This window comes from Paenibacillus sedimenti (genome assembly GCF_014534655.1).
Classification (GTDB): Bacteria; Bacillota; Bacilli; order Paenibacillales; family NBRC-103111; genus Paenibacillus_E; species Paenibacillus_E sedimenti.
On sequence record NZ_JACVVD010000003.1, the window covers coordinates 346,107 to 373,074 of the forward strand.

Annotated in this window: 19 protein-coding genes; 6 read left to right on the forward strand and 13 right to left on the reverse strand. The window is 48.3% G+C overall.

All coding sequences use genetic code 11. The annotated features are described in order from the left end of the window. Positions 1-371: 371 nt before the first annotated feature. The 10 genes from ICC18_RS10280 to leuC form a co-directional block, all read right to left on the reverse strand. Positions 372-2,219 carry an ABC transporter ATP-binding protein gene (locus tag ICC18_RS10280; protein ID WP_376745619.1) on the reverse strand — a complete coding sequence of 616 codons (1,848 nt, stop codon included), beginning with the start codon at positions 2,217-2,219 and terminating at the stop codon, positions 372-374. Further along, entirely contained in the window at positions 2,216-4,036 is a 1,821-nt protein-coding gene (locus ICC18_RS10285; protein ID WP_188174302.1) for an ABC transporter ATP-binding protein, read from the reverse strand. Before ICC18_RS10285 ends, ICC18_RS10280 begins: the two co-directional genes overlap by 4 nt. Before the next feature lie 266 nt (positions 4,037-4,302). Then, the gene (locus ICC18_RS10290) at positions 4,303-8,055 is read right to left on the reverse strand and encodes a dynamin family protein (RefSeq protein WP_188174303.1); all 3,753 of its coding nucleotides are present in this window, start codon (positions 8,053-8,055) and stop codon (positions 4,303-4,305) included. 76 nt (positions 8,056-8,131) lie between these two features. After that, on the reverse strand, positions 8,132-8,407 hold the full coding sequence (locus tag ICC18_RS10295; protein WP_188174304.1) for an NAD/NADP transhydrogenase alpha subunit: 276 nt from the start codon (positions 8,405-8,407) through the stop codon (positions 8,132-8,134). A gap of 25 nt (positions 8,408-8,432) precedes the next feature. Further along, the gene (nth, locus tag ICC18_RS10300) at positions 8,433-9,104 is read right to left on the reverse strand and encodes an endonuclease III (RefSeq protein WP_188174305.1); all 672 of its coding nucleotides are present in this window, start codon (positions 9,102-9,104) and stop codon (positions 8,433-8,435) included. A gap of 195 nt (positions 9,105-9,299) precedes the next feature. Further along, positions 9,300-12,023 (reverse strand): S-layer homology domain-containing protein, encoded by a 2,724-nt coding sequence (locus ICC18_RS10305; protein ID WP_188174306.1) that lies wholly within the window; start codon positions 12,021-12,023, stop codon positions 9,300-9,302. Between the two features lie 29 nt (positions 12,024-12,052). Beyond that, positions 12,053-12,634, reverse strand: a complete 582-nt coding sequence (locus ICC18_RS10310) for a GerMN domain-containing protein (RefSeq protein WP_188174307.1) — start codon at positions 12,632-12,634, stop codon at positions 12,053-12,055. Positions 12,635-12,689: 55 nt separating this feature from the next. Further along, positions 12,690-14,186, reverse strand: coding sequence for an N-acetylmuramoyl-L-alanine amidase family protein (locus ICC18_RS10315; protein ID WP_188174308.1), 1,497 nt, complete (start codon positions 14,184-14,186; stop codon positions 12,690-12,692). 270 nt (positions 14,187-14,456) lie between these two features. After that, positions 14,457-15,062, reverse strand: a complete 606-nt coding sequence (leuD, locus tag ICC18_RS10320) for a 3-isopropylmalate dehydratase small subunit (RefSeq protein ID WP_188174309.1) — start codon at positions 15,060-15,062, stop codon at positions 14,457-14,459. Positions 15,063-15,317: 255 nt separating this feature from the next. Then, a complete protein-coding gene (gene leuC, locus ICC18_RS10325) occupies positions 15,318-16,739 on the reverse strand; it encodes a 3-isopropylmalate dehydratase large subunit (protein ID WP_188174310.1) in 1,422 nt (473 codons plus the stop codon). 167 nt (positions 16,740-16,906) lie between these two features. Here leuC and ICC18_RS10330 point away from each other — a divergent pair, with 167 nt between their 5' ends. From ICC18_RS10330 to ICC18_RS10345, 4 genes are all read left to right on the forward strand, one after another. Next, a complete protein-coding gene (locus ICC18_RS10330) occupies positions 16,907-17,800 on the forward strand; it encodes a LysR family transcriptional regulator (protein WP_188174311.1) in 894 nt (297 codons plus the stop codon). Positions 17,801-17,821: 21 nt separating this feature from the next. Continuing rightward, the gene (locus ICC18_RS10335; protein WP_188174312.1) at positions 17,822-18,781 is read left to right on the forward strand and encodes a helix-turn-helix transcriptional regulator; all 960 of its coding nucleotides are present in this window, start codon (positions 17,822-17,824) and stop codon (positions 18,779-18,781) included. A gap of 101 nt (positions 18,782-18,882) precedes the next feature. Further along, complete coding sequence (locus ICC18_RS10340; RefSeq protein ID WP_188174313.1) at positions 18,883-19,761, forward strand: SDR family NAD(P)-dependent oxidoreductase; 879 nt, start codon at positions 18,883-18,885, stop codon at positions 19,759-19,761. 473 nt (positions 19,762-20,234) lie between these two features. After that, positions 20,235-20,726, forward strand: a complete 492-nt coding sequence (locus tag ICC18_RS10345; RefSeq protein WP_188174314.1) for a cysteine dioxygenase — start codon at positions 20,235-20,237, stop codon at positions 20,724-20,726. Between the two features lie 50 nt (positions 20,727-20,776). Here ICC18_RS10345 and ICC18_RS10350 read toward each other — a convergent pair whose 3' ends face one another. The 3 genes from ICC18_RS10350 to ICC18_RS10360 all read right to left on the reverse strand — a co-directional run bounded on the left by ICC18_RS10350 (position 20,777) and on the right by ICC18_RS10360 (position 23,928). Next, entirely contained in the window at positions 20,777-22,159 is a 1,383-nt protein-coding gene (locus ICC18_RS10350; protein WP_188174315.1) for a glycine--tRNA ligase, read from the reverse strand. A gap of 369 nt (positions 22,160-22,528) precedes the next feature. Then, the gene (locus ICC18_RS10355) at positions 22,529-23,329 is read right to left on the reverse strand and encodes a carbon-nitrogen family hydrolase (RefSeq protein WP_223192468.1); all 801 of its coding nucleotides are present in this window, start codon (positions 23,327-23,329) and stop codon (positions 22,529-22,531) included. Between the two features lie 71 nt (positions 23,330-23,400). Continuing rightward, a complete protein-coding gene (locus ICC18_RS10360) occupies positions 23,401-23,928 on the reverse strand; it encodes a DUF1572 family protein (RefSeq protein ID WP_188174316.1) in 528 nt (175 codons plus the stop codon). Between the two features lie 173 nt (positions 23,929-24,101). Between ICC18_RS10360 and ICC18_RS10365 the strand changes: the two genes are divergently transcribed. Together ICC18_RS10365 and proB are read left to right on the forward strand one after the other, a co-directional pair. Next, the gene (locus tag ICC18_RS10365; RefSeq protein ID WP_312029512.1) at positions 24,102-25,304 is read left to right on the forward strand and encodes a pyridoxal phosphate-dependent aminotransferase; all 1,203 of its coding nucleotides are present in this window, start codon (positions 24,102-24,104) and stop codon (positions 25,302-25,304) included. 531 nt (positions 25,305-25,835) lie between these two features. Further along, positions 25,836-26,936, forward strand: coding sequence for a glutamate 5-kinase (gene proB / locus ICC18_RS10370; RefSeq protein ID WP_188174317.1), 1,101 nt, complete (start codon positions 25,836-25,838; stop codon positions 26,934-26,936). The last annotated feature ends 32 nt before the right edge of the window (positions 26,937-26,968 follow it).

Below are 26,968 nucleotides of genomic sequence, written 5' to 3' on the forward strand. Positions count from 1 at the left end.
TGTTTCTGTGATTTATGAACCTTCGCAGTTCCGCTCTTTTTTAAGGCCCGCTACTTAAATAAAGAAAATCAACAACAAAGTTTAACAGAGCCTTTTATAAAAATAAACAATAAATTCTTCTTCTAACTATTGATACAGGATCATATGTTCGATATAATAATAGGTCGTCGCAAACGATAATATCATTCGCGATTGCCGCAGGTTAGTGAGAAAACCTCTATCGAGGCCATTCAATGAAGTGCGACCGCGTTTAGAGGTAAGTTTTATCGCCAATAAGAAAGCGGTTTTCGGGAGCCGAAAACTTTAACTTTCTTATGTGGTAAAAAAAAGCTGCATAACCACCGTAGTAGTCATACAGCTTTGAAGCTTTTTTACCCTGCATCCTGCAAAAACTTGTATTGTGCTTGGATCAAGCCATAATAAATTTTCTGTTCTTTCAGGAGCTCTTCATGATTGCCGCTTTCCATCATACGTCCATGATCCAGGACAATGATTTTGTCTGCGCCTCGGATGGTGGAAAGCCTGTGGGCGACGATGAAGGAGGTACGGCCCGCGAGCAAGGTTTTGAGCGCTTCTTGAATTTTTAGCTCTGTTTCCGTATCGATGCTGGCCGTTGCTTCATCCAGAATAAGAATCCGAGGATTGGCAAGCAGCGCGCGGGCAAAGGAGATCAGCTGCCGCTGTCCCATGGACAGCACGTTACCTCGCTCCTGTACCTCCGTGTCATAGCCGTGAGGCAAGCTGACGATAAAGTCGTGCGCATGAACGGCTTTCGCTGCGAGCTCCACTTCAGCGTCAGTCGCATCCAGACGGCCAAAACGGATATTGTCCCGAATCGTCCCTGAGAAAATAAATGTGTCCTGCAGGACGATCCCGATTTGAGAGCGAAGACTCTGTATCGTTACTTCGCGAATGTCTTGATCATCGATCAGCACTCGCCCTTCCACAGGATCATAGAAGCGGCACAGCAGGTTCATGATGGTACTTTTACCAGAGCCCGTATGCCCGACTAAAGCGATCGATTGGCCGGCTTGCACATCCAGATTAATTCCTTTTAACGCAGGGCGGCCCGGTTCGTACTCGAACACGAGGTTTTCGAATTTCACGTTGCCTTCGATGCTCTTGAGTTCGGCTGCATTCGGCAGCTCGGCTACCGTCGGCTTTTCATCGATATATTCGAAAATACGCTCTGCTGAAGCCATAGCAACTAGCAATTGCGAATACATCTGACCCAGCCGCGTAATTGGTTCCCAGAAATAACCTATGTAGGTGGCGAAGGCGACCAACAAGCCCACTGAAATTTCTCCCGTTTTGATGAGGTGGGCGCCTAGCCAGAAGAGTATGCAGTACCCGATGGCTCCGGTTACTTCGATAATAGGGCCGAAGCTCTGATTGAGCATGGACGCGCGGTTCCATGACAGCCGGTTGACCATGTTCATATGGTGAAAATAGCCGATATTTTCTTTTTCTTGCGTATAGGCTTGAGTAACGCGGATACCTTGAATACATTCATTTAAATGCGAGTTGAGGCGTGACTGTTTGATCGTAACATCCTGCCAGGCACGGCGAATTTTCAACCGCAGCTTGGTAGATATGAGAAACATGAGCGGTACAGTCACAATGATGGCAGCTCCGAGTTTAAAGTTAAAACTCAACAAAATAATAATGATGCCGCAGAGCTGAACGCAATCAATTAATAAGTTAACGACCCCGTTCGTGAATAAGTCCTGCAGGGAGTTGACATAGTTCGTGACACGAACGAGCACAGAACCCGCTGGACGCGTATCAAAGAATCGAAACGATAATTTTTGAATATGGCTGAATAAATCATGGCGAAGGTCATAAATGACTCGTTGACCGATCATATTCGTGTATTTGATTCGAAATGTATTAGCCAACCATTGGATGATATATACGCCTAGCATGATGCCTACAATGACCATCAGCAAATTCCGATCCTTGGGAGTGATCGCATCATCAATCGCAAATCGAATGAGCAGAGGGATCGTCAGCTTCGTAATCGCGCCAACCAGCATCATGATGATGATGATCGGCAGCATCTGCTTCCTGTAAGGTTTCATGTAGCTGAATAATCGCCGCAGTTGATTCCAATCAAACGGCTTATCGATCAATTCATCGTCTTGATAAACAAATCGCTGGCCTGCTTGCGACTCTTCTGCCTTCGCAGATGTATCGGCCTGCTTGGAATGAGTACTCAATGCGCTAACCTTCTTTCCAAAGAAGATGAGAGGTTGTTCGTGTCTATTGCAGTTGCCGCAGCCTGATCTGCACCTGATTGTGCGCTTGGATGATCGGCGTACTGGATTTGGTAGGTTTGCCGATAAAGTCCATCCTGTTGCAGGAGCTCCTGATGAGTCCCTCTCTGCACAATTCGCCCTTGATCCAGCACAATAATCTCATCTGCATGCTTCAAGGAAGAGATCCGGTGCGCAATGATGAAAGTTGTGCGTCCCTTCATCACCTCGCTGAAACCGGCTTGAATCTCATGCTCCGTCTCCATATCAACCGCACTGGTCGCATCGTCCAGGACGAGGATTTTGGGATCTTTCAAAAGCGCCCTGGCAATGGCAATCCGCTGCTTTTGCCCGCCGGATAAGCCGAGCCCCCGTTCACCGACTACGGTATTGTAACCCTCCGGCAGCTCCATGATAAAATCATGAGCTTTAGCCAATTTAGCTGCACGAATGATCTCATCCATCGTTACTTGCTTACGGCCATACGCAATATTATTGCGGATTGTAGATGAGAACAGGAACGTTTCCTGAAAGACCGTAGCAATTTGATTCCGAAGACTCTCAACGCTTACAGAGCGAACGTCGTGTCCATCGATCGTAACCTTACCGTCTTTTACGTTGTAAGCTCTCATCAGCAATGAGATTACAGTCGATTTCCCCGAGCCGGTGCTGCCGAGAAGCCCAATTACAGAGCCCGGTGGAGCATCAACAGAGAAATCATACAGGGCAGGCTGCTTTTCCGGATAAGCAAAGGTCACCTCATTGAATGTGATATGGCCCTTCACTTGGCTTCCTTGTAACTCAATGGCGTTAGGTTGATCTTTGACATGCATATATTGATGTAAAATCTCCAAAATTTTCTCGCCTGAAGCTTTGGTATTCGTAAAGTTATTAATATGGAATCCGAGCCCCCACATGGGGCCGATGATATACCAGATCAAACTGAAGCAGGCAACCAATTCTCCCAGCGTTATCGTGCCTCCGATGACCATATAGCCGCCGACGCCTAACAGAATCACGACGCTCAGATTTGCCAGAATTTCCATGACCGGAAAATATTTGGCCCAAATGCCTGCAGTTTCAATATTCATTGACTTATAATTCTCGTTGCGAGCCGAGAACTTGGTCACTTCATGAGGCTCGCGGGCAAATGATTTTACCGTCCTGACCCCTGTAATATTTTCCTGCACCGCGGTTGTCATTGTGCTTAGCGATTGACGAACCAATCGAAACGCAGGATGAATCTTTCCTTCAAAACGAATCGCAGTGAACGCCAGGAACGGCATCGAAATCATCGTCAGAAGCGCGAGCTTCCAGTTGATCGAGAACATCATTCCCATGCCAAACACAAGCATCAAGGCGACATTCAATAGCTGGGCGAAGCCAAAACCGATAAAGTTGCGGATCTGTTCCAAATCTGCCGTCAGTCGGGACATCAAATCGCCTGTTCTTGCCTGATCATAATACTGAAAGGATAAGTACTGGAGTTTGTGGTAGAGTGCATTTCTCAAATGAAAAGCAACCCTGTTGCCTAACCGTCCCCCGCTCAATCCATGTAAAAATTGAAACATCCCTTTCATCGAAACTACTCCGACCACGATCAGAGACAGCTTGGGGACAAGCCCAAATTCTTTTTTGGTAATGACATCATCAATCAAAAAGCGCAGCAAATTCGGATACACGAGACCGAGTGCGGTTGTCACCGCCAAGCAAAAGATTGAAGCGAATAACAATTTCTTCTCCGGCCAATAATACTGTTTCAGTTGCCTGAACACATCCACCTCAAAGCACCCTCCTCAAGAAGGAAAATTGGAAAAGCCAAGAAAGCGTTTTAAAACCTTTATGAATCTTAACACCATCCCTATATAGGAGCAATGAGAGGATAAGAGGATTTAAACGCTTAAATGACCATAAATTCACAAAAACAAGCAGGAATCCCCCCTATTCTTGGAAATCATCCAAATAACCATCGATGTAAGCCTTTACATGGCCATGTAAAAAAAGAGCCGGACAAGTTATTTCTAACTTGAACAGCTCTCTGCATTTGTCAATCCATAAATGCTTTTAATTGATGCTGTTTGGAGATAAGTTCATCTAAATCGATCTTCATTTCCAAAGCATCGAGCATGCCTCTCACATGTTCATTCACCTGAAGCAGCATCTGCTCTTTCAAATCCGATAGCCACCCTTCCAGTTGGCTCGCATACGCCTGCTCGAGCTGACCGGTTTGCTCTTCTATGAATGAGGCAACGGGTGCGTTCACGCGATTCTCCAGCTCTGTTCTTAGCTTGCTTTTGCCATCGCCTTCGAAAAACTGCTTCGCATTTTTAAAAAAGCTTTGCAAAACTTTCACGGAGACGTCCGTTACTTCCAATTGGGGACTAACTTCCGGTGTATTGAATTTATGCATCTCATAGGTACCACATTCAAAATCTTCAATGAGTTCGGCAATCTGCTCTTCCCAGCGCCGGACTCTATTGCCGCTGATTTGGTTGATTTTATTCTCTACCCGCAGCGTTGTTGCCAAAACTTCCTGCGATAAATCAAACGCAATCATGCGCAACAGTTCCGCCCATGCGGACTGTAAAGCTTGCTTTGGATCACGGGCTTCCTCGCGGAACGTCGAAGGATTAAAAGCGAAATTAAACAGTTCTCCAAAACGGAACATACTTCGCTGCTTAACGTAGTATAAGAGCTCTTGAATTTCTTTTTTCATTTCTTTCAATTCAGGCGTATACTCCGTTTCTTGCAGCAGTTTTTGAGCCGATCGTTCGGCGTCATGTAATTGTGTAATCTGTTGTTTACGCTGTTCTTCACCCGTTCTTGCACGTTCTAGCCATTGCTGCATCGTTTGAACGGCACGGTTCAGCTCCAGGTTCGCCGCATGAATCGCAACATCACTAAGCTCGTTAAAAGTGAATTGAACAAAATCTTGCTCGAATGGCCGAATCCCGGATTGCGCAACTAGCGAATCGCTTCCCGTTATTTTACCTTCTGCCGCAAGATAACTGGAAATCGGATAGATGCGGGGATTACGAATGCCATGCTGCAGCAAATTCGTCTCCACATGCTTGACGACGCCTTCTAATTCATCTGTGCTCGAAGCTAAATCAGCTGCATTGACAATAAAGAACATTTTATCCATTTCAAAGCTGTCCTTCACCCGTCCCAGCTGCAAAAGAAATTCACGATCAGCCTGTGAGAAAGCGTGATTATAGTACGTCACGAAGAGAATCGCATCCGCGTTCTTGATATAATTAAACGCTACTCCGGTATGGCGGGCATTAATGGAGTCCGCTCCCGGAGTATCTACGAAAATGATGCCCTGTTCCGTAAGAGGATTCGAATAATACAACTCTATAAATTCAACAAAACACGATTTGGATTCGTCCGCGACATAGCCAGGAAAATCGTCCTTCGTAATTTTAAGTTCTTTGCCGAGATTGTTACCTGCCAGCGCCCAACCCTTCTCAACAGCTTTCAAGAAGGAATAGTGGGGCTTTCCTTTAGCCGTCACATCGGCCGGCGACAAGGCGCTGATGCGTTGCAAGGCGCTCTGCATATCAGCAGCCTGCACGCCAAGTATGTCCAGTGAGTAGAGGACGTCCTGCTGGATCGCTTCAGCCGATTTCATTTTGACTTTGGCCGTCCCGTGCGGCCAACCTTCCTGCGGCGGCATGATCTTGTTGATAGCCGCCGTCGTCGGGTTCGGCGATACCGGCAAAATCCGTTCGCCAATAAGCGCATTGGCGAACGATGATTTGCCGGCACTGAAGGCGCCGAACAGCGCAATCGTGAACGTCCGCTCACGCAGACGTTCCGCTTTCTCGCGCATGGAGCGCGCGATCGACCTCATCGCCGGCAGGCCGTCGATGAGGCTCGAAGCCGCCTGCAACGCAGCGGCTTTGCGCTCCATGCGCCCCACGTGTTCACCCGAGGTGAACACGGAAGGCGCCGCCGCTGCCTCCACGGGGGCAGCGGTCACGCCTGCGGCCGCCGACGCCGTGGCGGCGGCCTGCAGGATCGTGCCCATGGAGGTCACGTGCAGCCTTGGATGCATAGGCGAGCAGGTGACGGAGTCACCGACCAGCCCGGCCCCGCTCTGCGGGGCGGTTGCCGGCTCCTCCATGGCGGTGAACTGCTGCAAATCCGGCAGCGCCGGCGGAAGCGGCTTCCGCCAGCTGGCCATTTGCAGCAGTTCAGCCTGCGCAGCGGCTTCAAGGTCCTCAAGCCGCTGCAGCTCCCGGCAGGCGCTGAGACGGCCCTCCAGCGCCGCCAGTTCTTCGGCAAGCGCGTCAGCCGCTTGCCCGGAGCGCTCGCGGACAGCAGCCGCAAGCCGGTCAATGACCGCAAACGCCTGTTTGCGGTACTGCTGCTTGATGTCAGCGGCCACCTGCTTCATGTAGTTAAGCGTATATTCACCGCCGAAAACGGCACCTGGGTTCACTTGCGAAGCCAACCATTCCGGCGTGACTTCGACTTTTAGCGCTTCGATTTGCGCCGTTAACGCCGTATCGTGCAGTCCATGCTGCTGGGCGGCTTTTTTCAGCGCATCCCGCAAGTGCCAGTCGAGTTGGGCCTCCACCTGTTCGGCCAGATCATCCCGAAACGCCTGCAGCCGTTTCTGCGTCTCCGCGACTGTCTGCGCAGCGCGCGAGAAGAAACCCACCTTAAACCCCGGCTTGCGGCTCTCCAAGTACGTATGAGCCTGATCCCGGGTCAAGGCCGGCGTAATGTTGGCGTTCTCGATGATTACGCCAACTTCCTTGCGCAGCGCTGCCGTCAACGTCTCCGGCAGCTCCCGCAAACCCTTGAGCTCGCGCTGTTTCACATCCGCTTGCTCCGCTACCTGCTGCACGTCGCCGTCCTGGCGGATTTGTTCCATGAGCTCCGCCTTCTGCGGCTCATGCTGCTCCGCCAGCCACTTGCCGTGCTCCGCCGCCAAATAGCGCGCGGATGCGTCAAGGCTTACGCTTCGCAGCGCCTCACCGCGCTCGATAAGTCCCCTCAGGAGCCATCGCAATTTCGCGTATTCATTGTGGGGATGGCTCGGCTCCTTCATCGTGACATACAGCAATCCATCCGGCTCGATGCCCCAGCTCAGGAAAGCCTGCTTCGTTCCCTCCTGATACTGGGCAAACGATAGCTCCCACTCCTTGTGCTTATCAATCATGTTCACAATAAGATAAAGCGGTTTGCCCCACTCTTTCATCTTCTTGGTAAATGCAAGGTTGACTTCCGATTGGACATGGTTATAGTCCATCACATAGAACACAACATCAGCCAAATGCAATGCGGATTCCGTCGACTGGTGATGCGCATCGTCCGTAGAGTCGATCCCCGGCGTATCGAGCAGAGCCGCATACTCCCCTAAGAACGGAATCGGATAGGTAATCTCAACCGCTTCGATGTCCGTTCCGTTGACCGCATATGCTTCCAATTCCTCCAGCGGAATCGTATGCTTCCTTGTTCCTACATCCGTTCCCTGGCCCACCTTAACCTTAACACGATGCGTCACGTGCGCCCCGGGTTCCCCATTCCGGATGCTTACGATATTCGCACTCGTCGGAATCGGGCTGGACGGCAGCAGTGCATGCCCGCAAAGCTGATTAATCAGCGTCGATTTTCCCGCGGAAAAATGCCCGCAGAACGCAATATTCATCCGTCCATCACTTATTTTATCGAGCAACTGTCCGAGCTTACCCGCGTTATCCAGGTCTCCGGATTGTCGGAGAACATTCTGCATTTGTCTCATTGCTTCCGGCATCGTCAGCACGTTTGCCTCTGTCATTTGATTCATCGTCAATCTCCCCCAGCTAAACTAGCCAATCAACAGCCCTACAATTATAACAGAAAAAAATCTCCCCGAGGGAGATTTAGGACATAACCATTTTTTCATTTTCCGGCAAGAAAATTTCGAATACATCACGATGCTGCAAAATCGTAATATCCGAATCTTTGACTTTCATGACAACCACTTCCGGTTTCGTTTTCATTTTGTCTATGTAGTTTTGCGGAACTTCGCCGGACTCGCTGACGGTAACGCCTTCGATGACTTTTTCTTCATTTTCTTTTAATGGCGTATTAATCACTTGCTCATAGATATCGGAGAACAATTCAAAACTATTGGTGTATACGGCGATGCATTTCATTTCCATCCCATCCTTTGTTTGCATATCAATTGTTTGTAATAGCTTTTCTAGGTTTGCTTGGTTTCATACGTTTTTTGCCTTCACGGCACTTGTCAAGCAAGGGACACACCTCGCATCGAGGGCTTTGCGCTTTGCAATGGTACCGGCCGAAAAAGATAAGGCGGTGATGCGTCTGTGTCCACTCTTCACGCGGAACTTTCTTCATCAGCTTCTTTTCAACTTCAAGCACGGAATCATCCGGGTCAGCAAGGCCAAGCCTTTTGGAAACACGTTCCACATGAGTATCCACTGCGATGGCAGGCACGCCGAAAGCATTCGATACGACGACATTCGCTGTCTTGCGTCCAACGCCAGGCAGCTCGACTAATTGTTCATGCTTCTCCGGAATTTGACCTTCATACTTGTCCAGCAGCAGTTGGCACAACTTCTGAATGTTGCTTGCCTTATTGCGGAACAACCCAATGCGGCGAATATCCTGCTCCAGCTCTTCTAGAGGCACCGCCAAGTAGTCTTCAGGCCTTTTATACTTCTGAAACAAGGATTGTGTCACCTTATTCACGGTTTCGTCGGTACACTGTGCCGATAGGAGCACGGCAATAGTCAGTTCAAACGGATTGCTGTGATGCAGCTCGCAATGCGCATCCGGAAACAGCTCACCAATCGTATCTAAAATATGCCTAACCTGCTTCTGTGTCATGTCGTTTCTTCCTTGAGGCGTAATATCCTCCAGTGTAGCGAATTGTGGCGGCAGAATCAATGCTTCAAAGCGTCAAAATGCGAACATTTTTTAAAAGTTTACAAGTTTTTTTTGAGAGTAAACGAAAAAGATCCGTCTGTATCAGGAAACAAGCTCCTAATAAAACAGACGGATCAATTGCAAAATTGTTCAAACTTATTGCTTGTCCATTTCGACAATCTTGTCGTCCAGCACATAAACCATGACTTGATCGCCTGCTTGGAACGAGGAAGCTGTTAAGACATCAGTACCTTTGTGGTAATATGCTCTTGGAAAAATATTATACGCATTCTTCTCATTTGAGCTCGAAGCTTTGAAATTCATTTGATTCACAATGTTATTGTAACTTGCAAATTCACGTTTAGCTGCAGCTGCCACTTGGATGATCAGCTTATCGCTTGCATCCTTCATCACCTGCACACGATCGCCAACTTTAATCGAAGTGAAGCTCATTGCTGCGCCGCCGTTCAGCTTAACCGCAAAGTTGCTGCCTGCAGCAATCACTTGGCTTTTGCCTGTGAAATCCTGAACGGTCAGACTCGAGCTCGCCGTATCGACAGCCGTTACTTTACCGCGAACAGCACTCACTTGCTCAGCTTTTACAACAGCCAGACCTTTGAAGGTAAGCTTAACATACTCATCCGTAAGGAAGTCTGTCATCGCTCCAACGCTTTGATCGGCTTTTACAATCGGAACACCGTCAAGACTGACGACATAAGAGGTATTCGCCTCATCGAGCACTGTAAGCTGCTTACTGTTCACATTCGTCAGAACTGTTTTGTATAGAGCCGTTTTGCTTGTCACAATCTTAATGACCATCGTTTGATCATAGCTTAAAATCAGACTAACGCCATCGCCAACTTTCAAATCAGAAAGCGTACTGCTTGGTCTGTTAGCCAATTCAACCGCCGGCGCATAAGTCAGCTTAAAGCTCAAGCTTTGACCGCTGTCTGTTTTTAACGTAATGTCGCTTGTTTGCAGGTTCAGTTGTGTCAGTGTACCCGTTAATTGCGTAGACATTTGAATTTGTGTCACGTTATTTTTGGAAACTAACAAATCTACATATTTGCCAGTCGTAAACGTGCTCGCGAAACTTGTAAATGGAAGCTTCATTCCGTTATACAAGATCGTCATGGACTCGGTTAATTGATAAGCATGCGGCACGCCGGAATTGTCTCTGACTGTCAAAATCTTCGTCGTTGAGTCATATGAAATAATTTTAGCAAAGTATAAGTTCTCGATAGAGCGGTTCGTTACCGTAATTTGAGTGACTTTATTATTCAGCACATCCAGCTTTAACTCGTCGCCGGGAGCAAGGTCATAAATACTTGCATTAGCTAATCCGTTAATATTGACCCCGACATTATCGCCGATGAGGTAAGCACCCAGTTGAGAGCCAACAGATTTCGTAATCGTGAGATATGTTTTATCATCACTTATATCTTTAAGAGTACCTTCTACGCTAATGCCTACATCCGCCTGCTTTTTAACTATAATTTTAACGACTTCACTGTTTTTGACCGTATACTCAATCGTATCTCCTACATGAAGAGAATTAATATCAATTAAGCTGTTATCAGGCAAAGTAGCGATCAAACTGCTTGAAAAACCGAAAGTCTCCGGCTGGCCGGATGTACCATCTAGAAGAGTGAGCTGCAAGGCATCTTTATTTATCGTTTGAATCGTGCCGGTAGCCGTTTTATTGACAGGAATTTGTTTTACAATAATGGACGTAATATTCTCGCCTTTAACAATCCTGCTTTTTCTCAACTGGATCGTACTTCCATTAACAATGGAGGCAAGACTTAGTCCCCGGCCATCCACATCCGTTACAGTGACATCGGGAGCGAGGTCGTAAACTTCAAAATTATCAAGCGTAGCTTTCAAAGCATTCATGTTTAAATTCAAAAGCTTGCCTTCATAAATGTCCATTTGAAGCTCATCGTTCAACACTTCAACGTAATAAGCCGTTCCACCTACTTGAACAAGTGAAACCTCGTAGGTTTCTTGAATCGTTTTCGGATCTATCGGCGTATCATCTTTTTTACCGTAAAAGACAGCGTTCTGAGAAAGCTTGTATGTACTCGTATTTCCGTCTTTGTCCATAACCGCGATGCTGCCGGTTGTCTGGCTCGTCATATAACCCCTAACCGCTCTAGAAGGAAGAGTGGCGAGTTCTTTCTGCGAACGGCTTAGGAATGCAGCCATCTGCGCGCGTGTAACCGCACCTTTGGGTTGGAAAGATCCATCCTCAAATCCGTTTACAATCTGCAACTGTACGGCAGCGTTTACGTAGCCTAACGCTGTGTAGCTGATCGCGCTATTATCATTGAAGTTGCTAGGCGATGAGCCAAGACTTTGAGCCAAAGATGCTTTGCCGATAGCTCGAATGACAACCTCAGCAACCCATTCTCTCGTCGCTTTACGAGCACCCCATTTTTCTTTCGATGTTTCACTTTGTGCTCTTGCCTTTTCTTCTTCGTTGGTAATCAGGCCTTTTTGAAGTGCGACAGCAACATAGTTACGAGCATAATTATCAACTTGCATGAAATCCGGGAATACGGTTGACGCCGTCAAATTGTCGACCTCACTCTGCAGCCCCATCATTCGTGTAGCCATAATCAGAACATCTTGTTGGGATACCGAATTTTCCGCCCGGTAAGCTCCATCCTCATAACCTTCAATGATGCCTTCCAAAGCTAGCTTGGAAATGTGTCGGATGCCCCAATAATCAGACTTGACATCTGGAAAAGAAAGCTTAACGGAACCGGAGTTTGAGACTGACGTCTGATTCGTAGATTCCGCTAAAACCGGTGTCGCAGCAAGGCTGGTTGCGATTAAGGAACTGAGAATTGCACTAGCTAATTTCCTGTTTTTCATTGTTTGTATGGACTCCTCTGCTCATTCATTTAATTAAAGCGCTTGATCGGATATGGCAGTTCCATATGCCCCATCAAGCTTTCGACTTGTTTCCCGTCTTTCAACACATAAAGCGAATTGACTTCAGGAAACTGAAAGGCCGTCTTTTTCAAAGCCTGCAGGAAAAGGTCCTCGCCAGGTGCGCCCAACTGTGTTTTGGGACCAAATTTGAGATCAATTTTCAGATCGCCTTTGGCTTTATCAAATGCGACATTTGTAAACTTCAAATCCTCAAACAAGGGAACGGCTTTAGCGTCATCACTCTTTGTCAGTGCGTTAAGAGCAGCTTCATAGATATCGCCATTCTGCTTATAGCTGATCGTGACTTCCTTCTCGATTAATTTCATCTCATCCGGGTCACTGTAATAAGCCTTGACCTTCTTTTGCTTCAACGCTTCAGGTGTTGCTGTTGGCGTTGGTTGCGGATTCTGAACGGCAGGCTTCTCTGATTGAATTGTTGGTTGCGGTGTTGCGCCTCCGACTTGCAGTCCTTTTTGACCACATGCGGTAACGGTAAAAGTGATGGCACTTACAAGAAGCGCACCCTGAATTAGGCGACTGGTTTTGGTCATCTGACTCACTCCTTAAGAGCTTTCCAATATGGAAAGCTAGCTTTGCAAGCTAAGCTTATTTGAGATTCAAGTATTCTTTGATGGCAGTAACTAAGGCGGCAGCTACTTGATCCTGAAAAGCTTCCTTGTACATGGCGGCTTCATCATTTTTATTGGACAAATATCCGACTTCCACCAGGACAGCAGGCATGGTCGTTTTCTTAATGACCCGAAAGTCAGCTTCTCGCACTTTACGGTCAGGGAATCCGGTTGCAGCGACTACGTGTTTATGAACGATGTTGGCTAATGTAAGACTTTCCGGCTTGTTATAGTAAGTTTCTGTGCCCGAAACGCTCGCTTTGGCACTATTGCCGTGAATGGATAAAAACAGATCGACCTGATTGTCATTCGCGAACGCTACGCGGCCGTCCAGCTCTACAAACGTATCGTCGGAACGGGTCATCAGAACGGTAACGCGCTTGTCCTGAGAAAGAAGCTTCTGTACCTTCTTCGATGTAACAAGCGTAAAATCCTTCTCATACTTACCGGTAATCGATAATGCGCCTGGATCATTGTCGCCATGACCTGCGTCGATAACAACGGTCAAACGGTGCTCCTCAATCGTGGCAGTCCATTGATTGGGCTGCTTGGCCGGTTGAATCCGGTAATCCGCCGTGCTTTTCAAATCCATGATAACTCTCACGGTAGACGGGTTGTCCGAAAAGTTGGAGAAACGAATTTTTTGCACAAGCGGGTGCTTGGATGGCAGTTCTCCTGTGTTATTCACCAGCAGCTTCCGAAGCGAATCATCTAACGTCGTATTCGGAAAATCAAAAACGATCCGATTCGGATTCGCCAGCTTCATCATGGTAGGAGCAAGCGTGCCGTCTTTTGCTTTGACAACAAACTCCTTCTCGGATAATTCAATTGACGTAATCAGATGTACAGTAGGATCAGGCGTTTTATCGCCAGTTCCAGAACCCGTCCCGGCAGGCGGCGTTGTACCTTTTGTTGGAGGCTTAGTTCCTGTTGGCGGCGTAGTTGGCTTACCTGAGGCAACCTCCCCTTGGTCGGTACCGTCCTTTTCGCCCACCACAACCGAAGGTGCGGTTACCGGCAGAGATGAAGAGTCATCTTTTTTGAACATGTGAACCGAATACGTTATGGCGTCCCAATTGAACTCGACGCCTAGTTGTTCGCCAACGAAACGGAGCGGCAGCATCGTACTCCCATCTACGATGACCGGCGCCACTTCCATGGTTTGTTTCTTGCCCTTAATGGTCGCATTCTTGCTGTCAATCGTAAGTTGAATATTCATATCATCTTTGGTGATGGTGACTTTGCGGGCAGCCTCATCCCAGGACACTTTCGCGCCGATTTCTTCTGCGATGATCCGCACAGGCACGATCGTGTTGCCGTTAACAATGCGCGGCGGAACTTCGACGGCACGGAGCTGCTTTTCATTCATATATAACTTAATCACACCCGAAGAAGCTTCTGCTCCAAATGCATATGCAGGCAGGATTAGCATCATCACGATAAACATCAAAAAAATGGCAGGAAATTTCATCATTCACCTCTATGTAATGTCGGAATTAAGCATTATTATCGCGGTTGGAAAACAGATAACCAGATTCTAGCAGCAACTCTCTTATTATATCAAAATAGCAAAATTACCGACAGCAAAACCTCCGTTCTTACGACAATCTGGTATTCTATTAGACGTGATTAACTGCCAAAAGTTGCAAGATTCGAAGATGAAAAATGAAAGCCCTTGCTGCAAGCCGGACAAACAAAAAAAGCGTGCCGATTGATCGCTCAATCAGCACGCTTTTTTTGTATATTATTTATAAGCCAGACGTTGTTTGTGAGCTTCTTCATAAGCGGAGATTTTGTCCGCATGTTGAAGCGTCAGGCCGATATCATCCAGACCTTGAAGCAGGAACTGACGGCGGTGCTCGTCAAGATCAAACGTGATGCTGAGACCGTAGTCATCAGTCAGCTTGTTGTTTTCCAGATCCACATGCAGCTTATAACCATCATGCTTAGCTGTGCGTTGGAACAAATCTTCCACTTGTTCTTCAGACAGCTTGATCGGCAGGATGCCGTTTTTGAAGCAGTTGTTGTAGAAAATGTCCGCATAAGACGGAGCAATGATAACGCGGAAACCGAAGTCTTGAATCGCCCAAGGCGCGTGCTCACGGGAAGATCCGCAGCCAAAGTTGGCTCTGGAGATCAGTACGGAAGCTCCTTGAAAACGATCTTGGTTGAGCGGGAAGCTCTCAATCACATTGCCCGCTTCATCCCATCTCCACTCGAAGAACAGGAATTGGCCAAAACCGGAACGCTCAATTCTTTTCAAAAATTGTTTAGGAATAATGGCATCTGTATCTACATTCACACGGTCAACCGGGCCGACTAAGCCGGTATGTTGTTTAAAAGCTTCCATATTCACATTCTCCTTTAAATAAGGTAGTTTAAAATGTCGACATTGATAACGAAGCTATTTCAAGATGTGTTTCGATGTCGAATCTTGAACGAATTCGGGAAGTCCGGTACTCACGTAGCAAATCACTACAGCGAATGCTTACGAAGCCAGTTTTCCTACGGAAAACTCTTAGCTCCGTTCCTCCTTCTCCGAATATCGTCCAACCTTCTCGGTTCTGAATGCCGACATTTTAAACCTTTATTTAGTAAAAAAAAACTAAGCTTGTTGGTACTCTTTGATTTCCCAATCGCGTACGTCTACAAAACGGCCTTTAATCGCTGCAGCTACAGCCATTGCCGGAGATACGAGATGCGTACGTCCACCGCGGCCTTGACGGCCTTCGAAGTTACGGTTGGATGTGGATGCGCAGCGTTGTCCCGGTTGCAGAACGTCCGGGTTCATGGCCAGACACATACTGCAGCCTGCATCGCGCCATTCGAATCCTGCATCGGAGAAAATTTTGTCCAAGCCTTCTTTTTCGGCTTGAATTTTGACACGGCCGGAACCCGGCACGACAATTGCGGTTACACTAGGATCTACTTTGTAGCCTTGTGCGATTTTTGCAGCTGCGCGAAGGTCTTCAATACGGCCGTTTGTACAGGAACCGATGAAGACATAGTCCACTTTCAGTTCTGTCATTGGCGTTCCAGGCGTTAAGCCCATATATTCAAGCGCTTTTTCAGCGGCTTTACGTTCATTTTCAGTTGCGAAGCTTTGAGGATCCGGTACCAACGCATTTACGTTTGTTCCCATGCCAGGGCTTGTTCCCCAAGTAACTTGCGGGATCAAGGAATCGGCATCGAACTCTACAGTCCAATCGTAGGCAGCGCCTTCGTCCGTCACATATTGCTTCCACTGTTCAACGGCAGCGTCGAAATCAGCGCCTTGCGGCACATATTCGCGACCGCGCAGGTAATTGAAAGTTGTTTCGTCCGGAGCAATCAATCCGGCTCTTGCGCCCGCTTCGATGGACATGTTGCACACAGTCATACGCTCTTCCATGGAAAGTCCGCGAATCGCCTCGCCTGTGTACTCAATAACATAACCGGTAGCAAAGTCTGTACCGTATTTAGCAATAACGCCAAGGATCAAGTCCTTTGCCGTTACACCAGGCTTCAAGCTGCCGTTAATACGCACTTCCAAAGTTTTAGCTTTGGATTGCTGCAGCGTTTGTGTAGCCAGAACGTGCTCGACTTCACTTGTTCCGATACCGAAAGCCAGAGCGCCGAACGCGCCATGCGTGGATGTATGGCTATCGCCGCAAACGATAGTCTTACCCGGATGCGTAAGTCCAAGCTCAGGACCCATAACGTGCACGACGCCTTGGTCGATGCTGTCCAGGTCGAATAAAGTAACGCCGAAATCGCGGCAGTTTTGGGATAGCGTATCGATTTGTTGTTTGGAAATAGGGTCTGTAATGTTGTAACGGTCCTTCGTTGGCACGTTGTGATCCATCGTTGCGAAAGTCAGATCCGGTCTGCGAACCTTACGTCCGGACAGGCGAAGACCTTCAAACGCTTGTGGTGAAGTTACCTCATGCACCAGCTGCAAGTCGATATAAATAACGCTAGGCTTGCCAGCTTCCTGGTGAATGACGTGATTTTCCCAAATCTTCTCGAACATCGTTTTTTTACTCATATCCAGTCACCTCTTGTCATAATCCGCTCTTCATTGATAAGTTGAATTACCCTCATAACGTATACTAGCATGGATTTCGTCATAGTTCCAAGATATAATAACTATAAAGTTGATAGGTAAAAACAATAAGCAAGCCAATCAAAATATCACTAAGGAGTTGCTTTCCTATGGAATTACGTCAGCTTCAATATGCTATACAAATCGCCGTTGAGCGCAATTTCTCGCGCGCCGCGGAAAAGCTTCATATCGCCCAGCCCTCCCTCAGCCAGCAATTATCCAAACTGGAAAAGGAAATTGGCGTCCTGTTATTCCAGCGCAGCACCAACTCGGTCGAGCTTACGCATGCAGGATCGCTTTTTGTAGAAAAATCACAAAAAATTCTCGACATGGTCGAGCAGCTCAAAAAAGAAATGGAAGACATCTCGCAAATGAAAAAAGGCCGGCTCGTCGTCGGCAGCATGCCGATCACCGGTTCGACCATTCTACCTTTTGTAGTGCCTGCGTTCCAAGCGGCCTATCCGGATATTGAAATTTCGCTCGTCGAGGAAACTTCAGCGAACTTAGAGACATTGACCAGTAACGGACAAACGGATATCAGTCTTTTATCACTGCCGCTGCGCGAAGATTCGCTAATGTACGAGACACTGTACGAGGAGGAAATCGTGCTTGCCGTTCCTCCAGGGCATCCGCTTGCGACATGCAAGGAGCCGATACGTATCGAGCAGCTTGAAAAAGATGCCTTCATTGCTTTGAAAAAAGGGCAAGGATTCCGCAAGCTGACGCTGGATCTGTGTCAACAAGCCGGCATCACGCCTAATATTGTGTTTGAATCGAGCAATATGGAGACGGTTCAGTCTCTTGTTGCCGCGGGAATGGGCATCGCCTTCGTGCCGTATCTCATATCCCGAAGAAGCTTTAGCGAGTTAGCGCCTGTTCATCTTCCTTTGGCTGGACGGCCGGCAAGAACGCTAGTGATTGCCTATAAAAAAGGCAGATACATCTCCAAAGCAGCTGAAGCCTTTGTCTCCACGATGAAAAAAGTTATGAACGGCATCGTATAGCGGAAGGAGAATCTTATTGGGATGAATAAGACGCAGCGTCTCATTCAATTAATGATGGCTGTCAATGAACGCATGCAATTCACGGTCAAGGAAATGGCCGATGAGTTCGGCGTTTCCGAGAGAACGATGCATCGCGATCTGCAAGAATTGAGCGAGCTGGGGATGCCTCTGTACACGGAGTTTGGTCCTCACGGCGGCTACCGGCTGCTAAAAAAACGGATGCTACCTCCCATTTTGTTCTCCGAACAGGAAGCTGTCGCGATGTTTTTTGCCTTTCAATCTCTTCAGTATTATGGAACGCTTCCTTTTGAAGCGGAATCGACGTCTGCATTAAACAAATTTTATCACTATCTTCCAAGTGACGCGAAAGTACGAATTGATGCGCTCAAGGATCGCGTTGCATTTTGGACACCTCTACGTACCCAAAGCTCTCCGTATTTGCAGCAAATTGTTGAGGCTTCTATAGAAGGAAAACCTTTAGAAATGACCTATGCATCAAAGGCGGGCCCGACACAGAGAACCATACAGCCTATTGGCATCTATTCCAATCATGGCTATTGGTATTTGCCTTCTTTTTGTTTTCAAAAAGAAGGGATTCTCTTATTCCGTGCGGATCGGATCCTCACTTTGGAATTTGCCGGAGAGAATCATCCCGCAGTGGATTTGAGCTCCTATACCATTAAGGAATGGCTCGTAACCGGTTTGGCTCGTAATGCGGAGCAACCCGTCCTGAAGCTGAAGGTCAGATTGACCAAAAACGGCGTGCAAAACTATGAGCGCAGCAACGGTTTCGGCGGCAGTTTGCAACTTAACCAAGATGGAAGCGGGACGCTTGCGACGGAGATGCATCCTCAAAACTTAGACTACTTTTCCAAATATTTTCTAAGTCTGGGCTCAGATGCCGTCGTTGAGGAACCTGCCGAAATGGTGAATTTGATTCGGGAGCAAATTCGAGCCATGCATCATGCCTATTTGTTGTGAACTAATATGAAATACTATGACAACATTTGTCAAGGATACACCTTAACATTAAAGCTGCAGTTAACTTATTTCCGAACGGAAAATAATGAGGAGGCGCAGCAATGGAACAAGGCAGCAAGAAATTACAAGGTAAAATCGTTTTGGTCACGGGATCAAGCCGTGGAGCCGGTAAGGGTATCGCGCTCGCGTTAGGTGAAGCAGGTGCAACCGTATATGTTACAGGGCGGAGCACAAAAGCTCAGGCTGCAAGAACCGATGTAACAGGTACGATAGAGGATACGGCAGATGAAGTTACCGCACGCGGCGGCGCAGGTATTGCAGTCCGCTGCGATCATACGGTTGATGGAGATGTGGACGCATTATACGAACGCATTTACCGTGAACAAGGCAAGCTCGACGTTGTCGTTAATAATGCCTGGGGCGGGTACGAGGATTACGAGGAAGTTGATTTTTCCGCACCTTTTTGGGAACAACCCATGAAACGATGGGACAAAATGTTTCAAGCCGGGCTTCGCGCTCAGATGGTATCCAGCCGCTGCGCGATGAAGCGTTTTTTTCTCGAGCAAAAGAACGGCCTCATCATTAACACCGGCGTGCAATCCGATCTCGGCGGCAATTACCCGGTTAATGTGTTCTACGATACAGTCAAAAGGGCAGTCGTCAACATGACGAAAGCCATATCAATCAATATAAAAGCCGCTGGGATCGGCGTAACCGCCCTTACGCTTGCGCCCGGCTGGATGCGGACCGAGGGTGTCATGAAACACTTTGGCTTGCAGCCTGAGGATCCGGACTTTATGAAGATCGAAGAGCTTCACGTTACGGAGTCCGTCGAATATATTGGCCGTGCCGTCGTAGCGCTGGCAGCAGATCCTGGGGTTCATCAGAAAGCCGGCCAGCTTGTTGAAGTCGGCAATTTGGCGCTGGAATATGGCTTCACTGACATTGACGGCAGGCAGCTGCCTCCGTTTCGCTTATAGTTTTTTCATCAAACTTAAAGACCTAGCGGAAGTTCGAAGTTCACCGCTAGGTTCTTTACTGTGTTATACGTTGCGTTTGTGCGTGGGGGAGGAAAAATCGGATATGGGATTCCGATGACGAATGTCGGATTCGTGTACACAGTGCTTCTCGGATCTTGCGCAAGAGTCTGAATAACGACTGCAGTCGTTATCAGCGTACATAAATGGACGCTAATCGATGGCGATTGGAGCCAAACCGGGGTCCCATTTTATATTTTTCTATCTGTTCAAAATATGGCGGTTGGATTGCGCAGTTACGAAAAACTGCAGTTCCAATCGCCTTTTTTTGTTAAATAAGACCGATTGATAAAAAGATGCACGGAAACACAAACGCATTGGACTCCAACCGCATAAGATATATCAGAATTTCTTATCGTTCTTCAAATAATATTTGATACAAAAATAGAGACGTTTGTCCCTAGGAGGCGGAAATCATGACGTTATTGAGAGCAATTGAACGAACATTCTGTAGATTGCAGCAGCCTACACATGAGCAAATGAAGTCAGCATTATTATCTTTGGGCGAGCTGCTGCAAACAGTCCCCGAGTATAAAACGGAGCCTGAGCAACTCCCTTATGGCCGGAACGCTGTATTTAGCAATAAGGAATTAGAAGTGATCATTATTCACATTCCTGCTAATCAGTCGACAGCCATCCATAACCATGGCTCGTCCATTGGCACGGCATATTTGGTCGAAGGACAGCTTGTGAATACGATGTTTACTTTGGATAGCTATGGCTACCCTGTCCCTGAACATGACGATTTCATTCAAGCGGGACAATGTTTCGACGCACCCGCCGATCAAATTCATCAGCTCAGCAATCCGTTCCACGAACGGGCTATTTCGCTTCATGTCTATACCCCTCCGCTTCGTGAGGTCAATCGATACTTGCCGTACACGGATATCCTTGATTATGTGATCTGAGAAAAAATCCCCTGCATCGCGCTATTGCGTGATTGCAAGGGATTCTATGATTAAAACTGCAGCTTGCTTTCAATGAACGCCTTAAGCTCGCTGATCGGCATTCTTGTTTGCTCCATGGTATCGCGGTCGCGAACGGTAACTTGACCGTCTGTCTCCGACTCGAAGTCGTAAGTGATACAGAATGGCGTGCCGATTTCATCGTGACGACGGTAACGTTTGCCGATGGAACCAGCATCGTCATAGTCAACCATGAAATGCTTCGCCAGATCGGCGAAAACAGCTTGAGCGCCTTCAGCCAGCTTCTTCGAAAGCGGGAATACCGCCGCTTTGATTGGCGCTAACGCCGGGTGGAAGCGCAGCACAGTACGACTGTCGTCGCCTTCAAGCTGCTGCTCTTCGAACGCATCGATCAACAGTGCCAAAGTCACGCGGTCTGCGCCAAGGGACGGCTCGATGCAGTATGGGATGTAACGCTCGTTCGTCTCTTGATCGATGTAATTGAAGTCCTCACCGGAATGCTCCATGTGCTGTTTCAAGTCAAAATCGGTGCGATCCGCGATACCCCAAAGTTCGCCCCAGCCGAACGGGAATTTGTACTCGATGTCTGTCGTCGCATTACTGTAATGGGATAGCTCATCTTCATTATGATCACGCAGACGAAGGTTCTCCGCCTTGGCGCCAAGAGAAAGCAGCCAATTGTGGCAGAAGCTTCTCCAATACTCGAACCATTTGAGATCTTCGCCCGGTTTGCAGAAAAATTCCAGCTCCATTTGTTCGAACTCGCGCGTACGGAACGTAAAGTTGCCTGGCGTTATTTCGTTACGGAAGCTTTTGCCGATTTGACCGATACCGAAAGGCAATTTTTTGCGCATGGTGCGCTGCACGTTTTTGAAGTTTACGAAAATACCTTGTGCCGTCTCCGGACGCAGATAAACGACGTTAGCACTTGACTCTGTAACGCCTTGGAACGTTTTGAACATCAGATTGAACTGACGAATGTCCGTGAAGTCCTTGCTGCCGCAATCCGGGCAAACGATGTCATGTTCTTTGATCAGGTCAGCCATTTGGTCAAACGTCATACCGTCGACGATGATCTCGATATCTTTTTCGGCCAACTTGCCTTCAATCAATTTATCCGCACGGTGACGGGCTTTACACTGTTTGCAATCGATCATCGGATCGTTGAAGTTGCCGACGTGACCGGATGCGACCCAAGCTTGCGGGTTCATCAGAATTGCTGCATCCAGACCCACGTTGTAAGGGGACTCCTGGATGAATTTTTTCCACCAAGCGCGCTTGATGTTGTTTTTCAGCTCTACGCCTAGCGGACCGTAATCCCAAGTGTTAGCCAGTCCGCCATAAACCTCGGAACCCGGGAATACAAAGCCTCTGTGCTTCGCTAATGCTACAACTTGATCCATCGTTACACTCATGTTTCATTCTCCTTCATCTGTTCAAAATGGGTCCATTGACCTTTGACACCGTCTTGAAGATGAGCTCAACATAAAAAAGGCTCATCATCCAAAGGCATCTAACATGCCTAGGGACGAGAGCCTTACGCACCCGCGGTTCCACCCTAGTTGATACGCCGTAACTGCTGCGCATCCCCTTTATCGAATTGGCTCCGAATTGCCTTTTCCTTGAACTTCATCTCTGGGCTTTCACCGTCCCCAGCTCGCTGAACATGAAGGGCTTCAAGTACTATTTATTCATCACGGCCACAATTGTCATGCAATTGGATATAGTGTACAAAAAAACGCCAAAAAAATCAAATGGCAATTGTCTTTAGTGAAACAACCTTTTTAGTATAAGTGAGGGCGGCGGTCTTCAAAAACAGGAATTTTCCCGCGCACACGCACAACTTCACTCAAATCGATCGTTGCACGAAGTATCGCTTCTCCCTCATCGCCTTCAACGAGTACCTCACCCCAAGGGTCGATCACCATGGAATGCCCGAAAAAGTTTGTCGTACCGCTCGTACCAACACGATTGCAAGAAACGACATACATTTGATTCTCGATGGCTCTAGCCATGAGAAGCGTACGCCAGTGATGCAATCTCGGATGCGGCCATTCTGCAGGAACGAACAAAATTCGCGCGCCATCCAGCGCTAACTTACGTGCAAGTTCCGGGAAGCGAATGTCATAGCAGATCATCGCGCCGGCGGGAACACCTTCAAGCTCAAATCGGCCAAGCTGGTCCCCGCTCTGCAGAAATTTCTCTTCATCCATGAGACGGAATAAATGAATTTTCGAATACTCGGCAATTTCCCGGCCTTGACGATCGAACGCATATACCGTGTTGAGCACCTGGTCCCCCCGCTTGTCGGCGATGGAACCTCCGATAATGTTCACATGATGTCTCTGCGCAAAATCAGTTAAAAAAGCTTTCGTTCGAGCGCCATCCTTGTCTGCCAGATCGTGAATCTCGGTTAAGGCATAGCCGGTATTCCACATCTCCGGAAATACGATCACATCCGGTTTAACATCTGCGGAAACCGCTTCGTTCAACAATTGTTCCAATCGAGTATAGTTCGTATCTGGTTCGCCAATGGCAATATCCATTTGAATGAGTGCAATATTCAATGTATGTGTGTCTTGCATAACCAAGATAACTCCTTCCAACTACATAACTATCTTATTTTTATCCATTGTAGTCGAATTATCCGATGAACTCAATTGGGATTAAAAGCTTTGGATTGACCTCTAGCGATGCTAAGCGTTTGCCAATCAGCGCTTGCGAAGTGTTTGCCAAGGAAAACCATTTGACCGACATGGTAGCCGTAATGTGAAACTTGCCGCTGAATCGCCTGTAGGACCGTGTGGCCTTCGCCACGTATATAGATCGTCCGAAGCATATCTTCCGGCGTCAATGAATTAATCGCATGGAAAAGCACGCTCCAGCCCTCTTCCCATAAAGCAACAAGCTCTTCCCGCCCGAGCCGACTACCTTCGAATTCACCGTCGCGATCCCGTGTTTCCTTCTCCCCATCCGTTGTTAGAAAGTCAGTCCATCTAGACAGCATATTGCCGTGCATGTGTTTGATCAATACTTCCATAGAGTTGGATTCCGGATCTAAAGTCTGGTAAAAATGCTCGTCCTGAATCTGCGCCAACGTTCTGTCTGCGAGCTTTTTCATACTTTCAAATGCGCGAATCGATTCCTGTAAAAAAACTTCTGCTACTTGTGCATTTACTGTCATAAGAACCACCTTCCAGTTTATGTTAATTATAACTTTAGGGGAATTCTAGTAAGAAGTAAAATCATTTTTTTCACCAACTTGATAAAAAAATCCAAGTCCCTATACACCACCCTGTAATCATGGTACATTAATGTTATTATGTAAATCCCGACCTACGGAGTGTGAATTAAATCGTGTCTAACTTATCACAAACACAACCGACTTTTTCCATACAGCCTGCCGAGCGGATGCAGGGGCTTCCGACTCAATTTTTTGCGACGTTAGTTCGCAAAGCGAATGAGCAAATCGCTCAGGGTCATGACGTCATTAATTTGGGACAAGGTAATCCTGACCGGCCTACTCCGGCTCATATCGTGCAATCGATGCAAGAAGCTGCGGCTAATCCGCTTTACCACAAATATCCGCCATTCAGCGGATTTCCGTTTCTGAAAGAAGCAGTGGCTCAGCGCTATAAAGAAGACCATGGCGTTGACCTTGATCCTGAGACGGAAGTAGCGATTCTCTTTGGCGGCAAAACGGGGCTGATCGAAATCAGCCAGATCTTGCTGAATCCAGGCGATGTCTGTCTTGTTCCTGACCCTGGTTACCCTGACTATTGGTCCGGTGTGGCACTTGCCGGAGCCGAGATGGCTTTCATGCCGCTAAAAGCAGACAACAACTTCTTGCCGGACTATTCGGCGATCAAGGAGTCGGATCTGGACCGGGCCAAGTTAATGTTCATTAACTATCCTAACAATCCGACGGGCGCTACCGCTCCTGCCTCATTCTATAAAGAAACAGTGGAATTCGCACAAAAGCACGGTATCGTTGTTGCCAGTGATTTCGCTTATGGCGCAATCGGATTTGATGGACAGAAGCCAGTCAGCTTCTTATCCACGCCTGGCGCCAAAGAAGTCGGCGTTGAGTTCTATACGCTTTCCAAAACATACAATATGGCGGGCTGGCGCGTCGGTTTCGCACTAGGCAACCGGGAAATTATCCGGTTGATCAATTTGATGCAGGATCACTACTACTGCTCCCTGTTCGGCGGCATACAAGTCGCAGCGACTACGGCGTTGACAGCTGCTCAAGACTGCGTAACCGAGCTGCGCGATGTCTATGAAAACCGCCGCAACGCGCTCTATCGCGCGCTCGCAAGCATTGGCTGGAACGCCCGCCCGTCGCAGGGCTCGTTCTTTTCCTGGCTCCCCGTGCCTAAAGGTCATACCTCGACAAGCCTTTCCGATCTGCTGCTGCAGGAAGCAAAGGTCGTTGTCGCACCTGGCGTTGGCTTCGGAACTCATGGCGAAGGCTATGTAAGACTTGGGCTCCTTTCGACGGAGTCAAGGCTCGAAGAAGCCGTACAGCGTATAGGCAAGCTGAATTTGTTTGAGTAAACTGAAGACCATGCGTTTCTACAACGGTAGAGTCGCATGGTCTTCTTTCGTTATTTTTCCAGAGCGCAGGAACATTCGGCGGCTTCCAACCTTGCCCGCTGCGTATTTTGCAGTTCCATTATCAGGCATTTCAGCGAATCACATTTTTGCAATCCCTTGGCACCAGCTTCTTTACAAAGACTTGTACTGCGTGCTATTCTAGATAGAACTAAAAAAGGAAGTCCACATCGGCTTCCATATCGCAACGTTATGATGGGAATAGTAGGAAGCGTGCAATCGCGCTGCAGAGAGTAAGCTCCACCGGCTGAGAGAGCTTACCGTGAACCGGTTCCGAACCCGCCCCTGAACGGTCAACGACGAGTTGAACAGTCCCCTGCTGTTATATAGGGAATCCAGAGTTGGGTGCAGCCATAATGGCATGCGCCAATCTAAGGTGGTACCGCGGAAGCTGCAGACTTTCGTCCTTATTTGTCATGAGGACGGAAGTCTTTTTTGCATTTACATACTTGGAATAAAAAGGATGGGATCGTAATGATACAGCGAATCGTCGTCAAAATCGGCAGCAGTTCTTTAACCTCCGAGACGGGCGGCTTGAATCCGGATAAAATACGTTTTTTCGCATCGGAGCTGGCGCGTCTGCAGCAGGATGGCTACCAAGTCCTGCTCGTCACTTCCGGTGCGGTAGCCGCAGGCTTCACCTCGCTGGGCTACCGCTCGCGGCCCAAGGTGCTGCACGAGAAGCAGGCAGCAGCTTCAGTCGGCCAGGCGCTGCTGATGCAGGCGTACCACGAGGCCTTTGCGTCGCACGGGATCAGCGTGGCGCAGATTTTGCTGACGAGGTACGACTTCTCTAACCGCAAGCGCGTGCAGAACGCGCTCATGACCATCGACGAGCTGCTGCAACGCGGCGTCGTGCCGATCATCAACGAGAACGACACCGTCTCGGTGGATGAGCTCAAGTTCGGCGACAATGACACCTTGTCGGCGCTGGTCGGCAATCTGGTGAAAGCCGGCAGATTGGTGATCATTACAGATATGGACGGCCTATACACGGACGATCCTCGCAAGAACGCAAACGCGCAGCGGATCGATCGCGTGAATGCCATCAGCGATGAGCTGTTCAGCTTCGCTGGAGGATCCGGGAGCGCGGTCGGCACCGGCGGCATGCGCTCCAAGGTTGAGGCCGCCCGCATCGCGATGCGCGGGGGCGTGCCGGTATTCATAGGGCGCGTGCTCGAGCCCTATGATCTCCCCATTGCCGTAGACGGCCGCGGCAAGGGCACGTACTTCGACACGACGGTCAACAACCTGCCGGTCAAGAAGCAGTGGGTCGGCTTCCACTCGCTGCCCCAAGGGCGAATCATCGTCGACCAGGGCGCCAGGAAGGCGCTGCTCGAAGGCGGCAAGAGCCTGCTCCCCGCCGGAATTACGGCCGTCGACGGCGACTTCCACCCCGGCGACGTCGTCGAGGTGGTTAGCGCGGACAACGCGCTGCTGGGCCGCGGCGTCGTCAATTACGCGGCCTGGCAGCTGCAGGCCGTCGCCGGCTTATCGACCGACGAAGTACAAAGGCGCGTCGAAGTCGTTCGCATTGAAGTCATTCACCGGGATGAATGGGTTCCGCTGCCATAAAATTGATCTTGCGGAAATTACATTAAACATAT